General features: G+C 70.3%; 1 protein-coding gene. It reads left to right on the forward strand.

The window, feature by feature from the left end; translation table 11 throughout:
• Positions 1–29 precede the first annotated feature (29 nt).
• Positions 30–852 (forward strand): beta-ketoacyl synthase N-terminal-like domain-containing protein (locus ETD83_RS42060; RefSeq protein WP_205718195.1); only part of this gene is annotated, 823 nt, incomplete at its 3' end.

Raw genomic sequence — 852 nt, forward strand, 5'->3', positions numbered from 1 at the left:
ACGGCACCGGCGGCCCCGTCCCCGCCGAACTGGAGGGCTACCTCACCGGCGGCACCTCCGGCAGCGTCGCCTCCGGCCGCGTCGCCTACACCCTCGGGTTGGAAGGCCCCGCGATCACCGTCGACACCGCCTGCTCCTCCTCCCTGGTCGCCGCACACCTGGCAGCACAAGCACTCCGCAACAACGAATGCGACCTCGCTTTGGCCGGCGGTGCGACCGTGATGGCCACGCCTGCGGTCTACGTCGACTTCTCCCGCCAACGCGGCCTAGCCCCCGACGGACGCTGCAAACCCTTCGCCGAAGCCGCCGACGGCACCGGATGGTCCGAAGGCGTCGGCATCCTCGTCCTCGAACGACTGTCGGACGCCCGCCGCAACGGCCACGAGGTCCTGGCCATCATCCGCGGCTCAGCCATTAATCAGGACGGCGCGTCCAACGGCCTCACCGCGCCCAACGGCCCCTCGCAGCAACGCGTCATCCACCAAGCACTCACCCAAGCCCAGCTCCAACCGTCCGACATCGACGCGGTCGAAGCACACGGCACCGGCACCCGCCTGGGCGACCCCATCGAAGCCGGTGCGCTGCTCGCCACCTACGGGCAGGGCCGTGACCCCGAACGGCCCCTCCACCTCGGCTCCCTGAAATCCAACCTCGGCCACACCCAAGCAGCGGCCGGAGTCGGCGGAATCATCAAAATGGTGCAGGCGATGCGGCACGGCGTCCTGCCCCGCACCCTGCACGTCGACGAACCCACCACCCACGTCGACTGGACCGCAGGCGCCATCTCACTACTCACCCAAGCCCGGCCCTGGCCCGACACCGACCACCCACGCCGCGCCGGAGTCTCCTCCT

It is taken from the genome of Actinomadura soli, from assembly GCF_005889715.1.
GTDB lineage: Bacteria > Actinomycetota > Actinomycetes > Streptosporangiales > Streptosporangiaceae > Spirillospora > Spirillospora soli.